Genomic DNA, 7,993 nt, shown 5'->3' on the forward strand with positions numbered 1-7,993 from the left:
GGAGGAGCGCCTGAGGGAGCTTCGGGAGCGGATCGGCAAGATCGGCATTCTGAACGGGGACGGGGCCTCCGGCCTCGGCAAGAGGGCCTCCCGGGTCTTTCAGCGGATAGGGATCGAGGTCCCCTACGCGGGGAACGCACGGCATTTCGACTATCACTCGACGAACATCATCTACCCCGCCGGCGGCAAGGAGGCGAGCAGAGATGCGGCCCTGGCGCTGGCGGAGCTCTGCGGCATAACCAACGCCGGCCTGGTCCGGGAGGACCGGCGGGCGACCCTAGTCTCCATCATCTTCGGGCACGACAAGGAGATCGTGTTCAGGCGCCTGGAGTCCCTGAACTTCTGACGGCGGATTCCTTGACCGAGCGTGAATGATTGATTATGAACGATTTTTCGACATTTTTCGGAGATCTTTTCCCCTGAGAGGAGGTATGGTTTTATGGGAAAGCTCGGAGATTACGAGGACGTCTGTTCGGCGCTGTCCGACAAGAAGGCGCAGGATATCGTCGTTTTGGACCTTGGGGACGCGGGGACGCTGGCCGATGTGTTCGTCCTGGCGACGGGAAATTCCGAGGTCCATATGAGGACCCTGACGGAGACGGCAGAGGAGGCCCTGAGACGCCGGGGCCTGGCGGTCCGGCTCGAGGGGGAGCACAGCTCCAACTGGCGGCTGATCGATGCGGGCGACGTCGCCGTTCACATTTTCAGCCGAAAGGGACGGGAATTCTACAAACTCGAGAAGCTTTGGGGAGACGCCGAGGCGCTCCATTACGAATACGTGGAATAGACCGTTTTGCCCAGGGGTCTGGCGCCGAGCTCTGTTTTGTAGTAAAGTAACATCTCGATAGTCGGTCTCGTGCTTTTGGGGCTGTTTTGTGGTTCGGCTTCATAATTCCTGTTCATACAGAAGAGGAGGGTGTTCGATTTGAAGAAGGTTCTGGGTGTCTTTCTCGCAGTGGGGCTTCTTTTGACGGCGGGGTCCGCCGTCGCCGCGGACAAGACGTTCCTCTCCATCGCGACGGGCGGCGTGGCCGGGACGTACTATCCCCTGGGCGGCGGATTGGCCCAGGTCATGAACAGTCATGTGCCCGACGTCGAGGTGACGGCCGAGACGGGCAACGCCTCCGCGGCGAACATCAACCTGATCGCCGGGCATGAGGTGAGCATGGCGCTGGTTCAGAACGACGTGTCCTATCTGGCGGCCAGGGGCGAAAAACCCTTCAACAAGCCGGTGGAGAACCTGAGGATGATCGCGTCCCTCTATCCGGAGCACGTGCAGTGCATTACGGTGAAGGGCAGTGGGATCAAAAGCCTGATGGAGATCAAGGGCAAGCGCGTCTCCGTCGGCGCGCCGGGGTCGGGAGTGGCCGGCAGCCTGAGCTCGATCTTCCTGGTGGCCGGACTCAAATATTCCGACATGAACGCCGATTTTCTGGACTTCGCCAACACGGCCGAGCGTATTCAGGACGGACAGCTGGACGCCGGTTTCGTGCTTGCCGGCTATCCGACGGCGGCGGTGATGGCCCTGGCGGCCCAGAGGGACATCGACCTCGTGGCCTTCGACGACGACCTTCTGGACAAGCTTGTCAAACAGTTCCCCTACTTCACGAAGGACATCGTCCCCGCGGGCACCTACAAGGGGATCGATCACGACACCCCCACCCCGGCCGTCATGGCGATTCTGGTCTGCGACGCGGCGATGCCGAACGACCTGGTCTACAACATCACCAAGGCCATCTTCGAGAACCTGGAGGAACTGAAGCCCGTCCACGACAAGGCGAAGCTGATCTCCCTGGATACGGCGCTCAAGGGCGCCTCCATCGCCGTCCATCCCGGAGCGGCGAACTACTACAAGGAAAAGGGAATGAAGGTTCCCGAGCTGTAACGCTTCCGATTCATCCATACGCCGACGAAGGCATACGCCGACGAAGGGCGCTCCGGAAATTTTCCGGTGCGCCCTTTTGTGTCACGTAGTCTTTGGATTCAGCGGCCTAGAGGGAGTCCATCCTCCGAAAGACGCGCGCGATGCGCAGCGCCGCCCCGGTGGACTCGTCGATCTCCAGGACCGCGGCGTTGACGCAGGGGGACTCCCCGCAGACCTCGAATCGGGAGGGGAGCCCCGTGAGATAGCGGGGGAGCACCGTCTCTGCCGTGACCCCGATGACGCCCCCATGCCCGCCCGTCATGCCGACGTCGCTGAGGAACGCCGTGCCCCTGGGGAGGATCTGCTCGTCCGCCGTCTGAACGTGGGTATGGGTACCGAGGACCGCGGAGACGCGTCCGTCCAGGTAAAGGGCCAGGGCCTTCTTCTCGGACGTCGCCTCCGCATGGAAGTCCACGAGGACGGGGAGCGCGTTCCCCTCCTTCGCCCGCAGTTCCTCCAGGAGGGCGTCCGCGCAATGGAAGGGGCAGTCGATGGGGGGCATGAACACCCGTCCCTGAAGGTTGACGAGCCCCAGCTTCTTCCCGTTGCGCTGCAGGACGGTCGCCCCGGTCCCCGGGCACTCGGGAGGGTAGTTGGCGGGGCGCAGCACCCGCGTCTCCTCGTCCAGGATCGGGTAGAAGGCGTTCTTGTCCCAGATGTGGTTCCCCGAGGTCATGCCGTCCACGCCCAGGGCCAGGAACTCCTCCAGGATCTTTCCCGTCATGCCCTTACCGGCAGCGGCGTTTTCGCAGTTGACGACCACGAAGTCGAACCCCTGCCACTCCTCCCGAAGGGCGGGGAGGGCGTTCGCCAGAGCCGTTCTCCCCGGGCTGCCGTCGATGTCGCCGACAAAAAGGATGCGCATAGATGCCTCCCTCGATTTGTTTTCCCTCTCGGACTATTCTAATTCCAAATCGTTTGTAGGCAAGGCGGCTTTTGCGAACCGCAGCGAAGGCGTACAAAGAAGTACGTCGAGCAAGGTGAGCAAAAACAACAAAGCATACGAATGATTTGGAATTGGAATTACTTCGCAAACTCCGTCGCTCGCGTTTCCCGCGACACGTTGACCTTGATCTGGCCGGGGTACTTCATCTCCGCCTCGATCTTTCGGGCGATGTCGTAGGCCAGCTTGTGCACCGTGCCGTCGTCCGTGTTGTTCGAGGAGAGCACCACGCGGACCTCACGTCCCGCCTGGATGGCGTAGGCCTTGGAGACGCCGTTGAACGCCTGGGCCAGCTCCTCGAGCTTCTCCAGCCTCTTGATGTAGGCGTCCAGGCTCTCGCGCCGGGCGCCGGGCCGGGAGGCGCTGACGGCGTCCGCCACGGCGACGATAACGTCGTAGACGGAATGAACCTCCAGCGTGTCGTGGTGAGAGGCGATGGCGCTGACCACCTCGGGCCTCTCCCCGAAGCGCCGCGCCAGGTCCGCCCCGATGGCGGCGTGGGGCCCCTCGACCTGATGATCGACGGCCTTGCCGAGGTCGTGCAGCAGGCCCGCCCGCCGCGCCAGCTCCTCGTCCAGCCCCAGCTCCGAGGCGATGGCCCCGGATATGCTGGCCACCTCGAGGCTGTGGGAAAGCGCGTTCTGTCCGTAGCTGAAGCGGAACTTGAGCTGTCCCAGGGTGCGGATCAGCTCCGAGTGCATGTTCTTGATCCCCATCTCCAGGATGGCGGACTCCCCCGCAGAGAGGACGTCCTCCTCGACGTCCCGCGAGGCCTTGTCGATCAGCTCCTCGATGCGCGCGGGGTGGATGCGCCCGTCCTGGATGAGGCGCTCCAGGGACCGCCGGGCGATCTCCCGACGGATGGGGTCGAAGCTGCTGAGGGTCACGGCCTCCGGGGTGTCGTCGATGATCAGGTCCACGCCCGTCAGGGTCTCGAAGGCGCGGATGTTGCGTCCCTCCCGCCCGATGATGCGCCCCTTCATGTCGTCGGTCGGCAGGGGGACGACGCTGACCGACGCGTCTCCGGCGTGCTCCACCGCACAGCGCTGCATGGCCGAGACGACGATCTCCCGCGCTTTGCGGTCGGCCTCCCTCTGGGCCTTCTCCTCCAGGTCCTTAAGACGGAGCCCGATGAGGTACTGTGCGTCCTCCTCCGTCTTGCGGAGCAGGATCTCCTGGGCCTGCTCGCGGGTCAGGCAGGCGATCTCCTCCAGCTTCGAGTTCTGCTGCTGGATCAAGGTCTCGAGCTCCGTGCCCCGCTGCTCCAGGGCCTCCTGCCTGCTGCGCAGCTCGTCCTCCTTGTGGGAGACCCTGTCCAGCTTCCGGTCCAGGTTCTCCTCCTTCTGCTCGATCTTGCGTTCGGCCCGCTGAAGCTCGTTGCGCCGCTCCTTGATGTCGCGCTCGGCATCCTGGCGCAGCCGGAGGATTTCCTCCTTGGCCTCGGCCATACGCTCCTTCTTGGTCCTCTCGGCCGCCTCGTGGGTCTCCTCGAGCATGGTGATCATCCGGTTCTTGTACCCCGCGAGGCGCGTGTTGTCCCAGGCCCTCAGCACCAGGTAGCCGATCCCGGCCCCGGCTGCCGCGGCCATTATCACAATAAGATACTGCATGGCACAGTCTCTCCTTCTCCCCGTTCCCCAATGGCGGAGAACAGGCGGTGTTTGTGTCCTGCTCACTCGATTTTTTGCAAAAAGCCGGAAAGATAAAAAGAAAACCCTGAAAGCGCAAAGTTTCGGAGGGCTTTTCGTTTTTCCGCGGCCCGCTCAAATTCAAGTCGATCCTACAGGGGGGAGGAATCTCTCCCGACACATTTATTAAATTGTACATTTCGATGGGATGATTAACAAGCTCCGAACGTCATTTTTTGAAAAAATACTGCCAGGTCCCGACAAAATCGGGTTATGCTCCCTTTCTTTGCCGCTGCATTGACAACCCCTCCGCGCTGTGATTGAATGATGTTCGTAACGTGCTTAAAAACAATCAGGTCCCTGCGGACGCGGGAAGCGGGTGCGACACCCGCACGGCCCCGCCACTGTGACCCGGACGAATCCGCGCGCATCACCCACTGGAGGACCCGTTGAACACCATCCTCCGGGAAGGGGCGGACGAGGACGAGGGGAAGTCAGGATATCGCGCTCGCAGGCGGGAGGGAAGTGACGTTTGCGTGGGCGAACTCCTTTGCAGGTGAACGGCGCTGTAAAAGGGCGAGACACGACGACGAGGGCGTGTCTTTTTTTGTGTCCGGCGTCCTGTGGCACGGGGCTGGACGCGATTTTGGGAGAGGAGAATGAACGATGATGAAATCCCTGTTTGCTTTTATGGCGTTCACGGTTCTTTTTGCCGCCTCCGCGGCCTTCGCCGACCCTCAAGACCAGGAGAAAACCGACCGGACGGGCATCCTGATCGCCTCGTTCGGGACCTCCATGCCCGAGGCGCGGAAGGCCATCGACAATCTCGTCGACAGCGCCAAAAAGTCCTTCCCCGACGCGGAGGTGCGTCTGGCCTTCACGTCCAACATCATCCGCAGGAAGATCGCCCGCGAGCAGAACATCGAGGTCCCGACGCCGGTCGAGGCTTTGGCGAAAATGAACGACGAGGGCTTCACCCACGTCTACGTCATGCCCACCCACATCATCCCGGGCGAGGAGTACGACGAAATGCGGAACGTCGTCGATGCCTTCGCCTCGCTCAAGGGCAAGTACGGGTTCAAGAAGATCGAGCTGGGGGTCCCCTACCTCCACAGCGTGCCCGACTGCGACCGCATGGCCAGGATCCTCATGGACCGCTTCGCGCCCTACCTGAAGCAGAGGGGAACGGCGATCGTCCTGATGGGCCACGGCACGCCGCACCACATCGCCAATGCCATGTACAGCCAGCTCCAGCTCTCCCTGGACCGCGCCGCCCACGGAAAATTCTTCCTGGGGACGGTCGAGGCGGCCCCGACGATCGAGGACGTCATCCGGGAGCTCAAGCGGAACCCCTCGATCAAGAAACTCGTGATCTCGCCGCTCATGATCGTCGCGGGCGACCACGCCAACAACGACCTTGCCGGGGCGGACGACGACGAGTCGTGGCTGAACCTGCTCAAAAAGGCGGGCTACAGGAACATCGAGCCCTACCTGGTGGGGCTGGGCGAGGACCCGCAGATGGCGAAGGTGTTCGTGGACCGCATCCGCGAGATGATGCGGTAGGGTTTTTCTTCAACTTTCCCGATTTCCTTTTCTACCCGGCATCGGGCAGGCGATGGATATCTCCGCACACCGGTCGGAACGGGGACGCCGGCGATGGGTCCTTGGGGCGGTGCTGCTGGGGCTCCTGGCGTCCACGGCGGTCTGGCGGCTCGCGCTGGGGGAGTGGGACATCCCGCTCTCCCGCGTGGCCGCCCTGCTGCGGCCCGGACTGCCCGAGGCGGAGCGTACCCTGCCCGAGGCGCTGATCGTCCGGACGGTCCGGCTGCCCCGCCTCCTCGCCGCTGTCGGGACGGGCGGCCTGCTTGCGGTCTCCGGGGCGGTGCTCCAGGGACTGCTCTCAAATCCGCTGGCCGAGCCCTACACCCTGGGCATCGCCGCCGGGGCGGCCTTTGGCGGGGCCTGTGGCCTCATCTTCAACGCCGCCCTGGTGACGCCCATGGCCTTTGCGGGCGCCGTCGCCGCGCTGTGGCTCGTCGGGCTCATCGCCTGGCGGAGCGGAGGGGGCGGGGCTCATCTGGTCCTGGCGGGGGTGATCGCCAACGCGGTCCTCTCCGCCGGGGTGACGTTTCTCAAGGCCGTCGCGGACGACCGGCTGGGGGCCATCGTCCTGTGGCTGATGGGCAGCTTCTCCGGTGCCGGGCCCGAGGGGGCCGCCGCCGTGTGGGCGGCCGCGGCTCTCGTTCTGCTCCCCGCCTGGGCCTGCGGCCCCATGCTCGACGCGGTGTCGCTGGGCGAGGGGCGGGGTGCGATGCTGGGCGTCGACGAGGCGAAGCTGCGGCGTCTCCTGCTCTGCGCCGCGTCCCTGGGGACCGCCGCGGCGGTGAGCCGGTTCGGCATCGTGGGGTTCGTGGGGCTCGTCGTCCCGCACCTCGTCCGCCTGACGGTCGGGCCCGCCCATCGGCCCCTGTCGCTGCTCTGCTTCCTGGCGGGAGGGACCCTTCTGGCCGCTGCGGACGGGTTCGCCCAGCGGATGGGCGAGCTGCCGGTCGGCGTGCTCACCGCGCTGATCGGGGGGCCCTTTTTCTGCTGGCTCCTGATGCGGCGCGGGGCACGGTGACCCGATGGCGCGGCCGTCCTTCCGGTTCGGGGCCCTGACGTCCCGCTACGGCGAGCGTGCCGTCCTGGATGGGCTCGATGGGGAGATAGCCTCGGGCTGCCTGACGGCCCTGATCGGCCCCAACGGCAGCGGCAAGAGCACCCTGCTTCGGGTCCTGGCGGGCCTGCAGCCCTACGGGGGGACTCTGACCCTGGACGGGCGCGAGGCCCGGTCCCTCTCCCGGCGGGAGTTCGGGCGCCGGGTGGGCGTGGTCCCGCAGCAGTTCCGAACGGCCTACCCCTTCTCTGTATGGGAGGTTATCGGGATGGGACGCCTTCCGCATCGGGGCCTGTTCTCGCGGCTGACAGGGGAGGACGAGGAGCGCATCGCGGCGGCGGCGGAGCGCATGGACGTGGCCCACCTGCTGCCGCGCCGCGCGACGGAGCTGTCGGGCGGGGAGGCGCAGCGCGTGCTGCTGGCCTCCGTGCTAGCCCAGGACCCGCCGGTCCTCTTGCTGGACGAGCCCACGTCGGCGCTCGACCCCAACCAGGCGGCCCGCGTGTTCTCCGTCCTGAGGGACCTGGCCCGGGAGGGCAAGACCGTCGTCGCCGCTGCCCATGACCTCAATGCCGCGCTGCCCTTCTCCGACGCCTTCATGGCCCTGAGGGGCGGGCGGCTGACGGCATGGGGCCCGGCGTCCGGTCTGGACAAAGAGACCTTGAAAGGGCTTTACGGAGCGGAGTTTCTGCCCTATCGATCCGAAAGGGGGGACGTGCTGTGGCGCGCCCTGGCGGAATGAACGATGCGATGAAAACAACGAACGGCGGGACGGCGGAGGGGCTCCGCCCCTCCACCCCGTCAAGGGCCGCAGGCCCCTGCACCCCGTTTAGAAGGCACGA

Annotated in this window: 8 protein-coding genes and 1 riboswitch; of the genes, 6 read left to right on the forward strand and 2 right to left on the reverse strand. The window is 64.9% G+C overall.

The features are described from left to right. The 3 genes from Q0176_RS00660 to Q0176_RS00670 all read left to right on the forward strand — a co-directional run. Positions 1–346, forward strand: a 346-nt coding sequence (locus Q0176_RS00660) for a LytR C-terminal domain-containing protein (RefSeq protein ID WP_299298018.1), incomplete at its 5' end; no start/stop codon positions are given. A 93-nt stretch (positions 347–439) separates the two neighbouring features. Then, complete coding sequence (gene rsfS / locus Q0176_RS00665; protein WP_299298020.1) at positions 440–787, forward strand: ribosome silencing factor; 348 nt, start codon at positions 440–442, stop codon at positions 785–787. Positions 788–916: 129 nt separating this feature from the next. Beyond that, entirely contained in the window at positions 917–1,885 is a 969-nt protein-coding gene (locus Q0176_RS00670; protein WP_366796958.1) for a TAXI family TRAP transporter solute-binding subunit, read from the forward strand. 106 nt (positions 1,886–1,991) lie between these two features. On the opposite strand, the gene Q0176_RS00675 is transcribed toward Q0176_RS00670, so the two are convergent. Beyond that, on the reverse strand, positions 1,992–2,789 hold the full coding sequence (locus tag Q0176_RS00675) for a TIGR00282 family metallophosphoesterase (protein WP_299298024.1): 798 nt from the start codon (positions 2,787–2,789) through the stop codon (positions 1,992–1,994). Positions 2,790–2,947: 158 nt separating this feature from the next. Next, complete coding sequence (gene rny / locus Q0176_RS00680) at positions 2,948–4,477, reverse strand: ribonuclease Y (RefSeq protein WP_299298026.1); 1,530 nt, start codon at positions 4,475–4,477, stop codon at positions 2,948–2,950. A 337-nt stretch (positions 4,478–4,814) separates the two neighbouring features. Then, positions 4,815–5,020, forward strand: a riboswitch (cobalamin riboswitch). Between the two features lie 141 nt (positions 5,021–5,161). On the opposite strand from rny, the gene Q0176_RS00685 reads away from it, so the two are divergent. From Q0176_RS00685 to Q0176_RS00695, 3 genes are read left to right on the forward strand one after another with little or no spacing between them, the layout of a single operon-like run. Beyond that, positions 5,162–6,058 carry a sirohydrochlorin cobaltochelatase gene (locus tag Q0176_RS00685; protein WP_299298028.1) on the forward strand — a complete coding sequence of 299 codons (897 nt, stop codon included), beginning with the start codon at positions 5,162–5,164 and terminating at the stop codon, positions 6,056–6,058. 52 nt (positions 6,059–6,110) lie between these two features. After that, the gene (locus Q0176_RS00690; RefSeq protein WP_299298030.1) at positions 6,111–7,115 is read left to right on the forward strand and encodes an iron ABC transporter permease; all 1,005 of its coding nucleotides are present in this window, start codon (positions 6,111–6,113) and stop codon (positions 7,113–7,115) included. Positions 7,116–7,119: 4 nt separating this feature from the next. Further along, complete coding sequence (locus tag Q0176_RS00695; RefSeq protein WP_299298032.1) at positions 7,120–7,893, forward strand: ABC transporter ATP-binding protein; 774 nt, start codon at positions 7,120–7,122, stop codon at positions 7,891–7,893. The last annotated feature ends 100 nt before the right edge of the window (positions 7,894–7,993 follow it).

The organism is uncultured Fretibacterium sp. (genome assembly GCF_938040765.1).
In the GTDB taxonomy this organism is placed as follows: Bacteria; Synergistota; Synergistia; order Synergistales; family Aminobacteriaceae; genus CAJPSE01.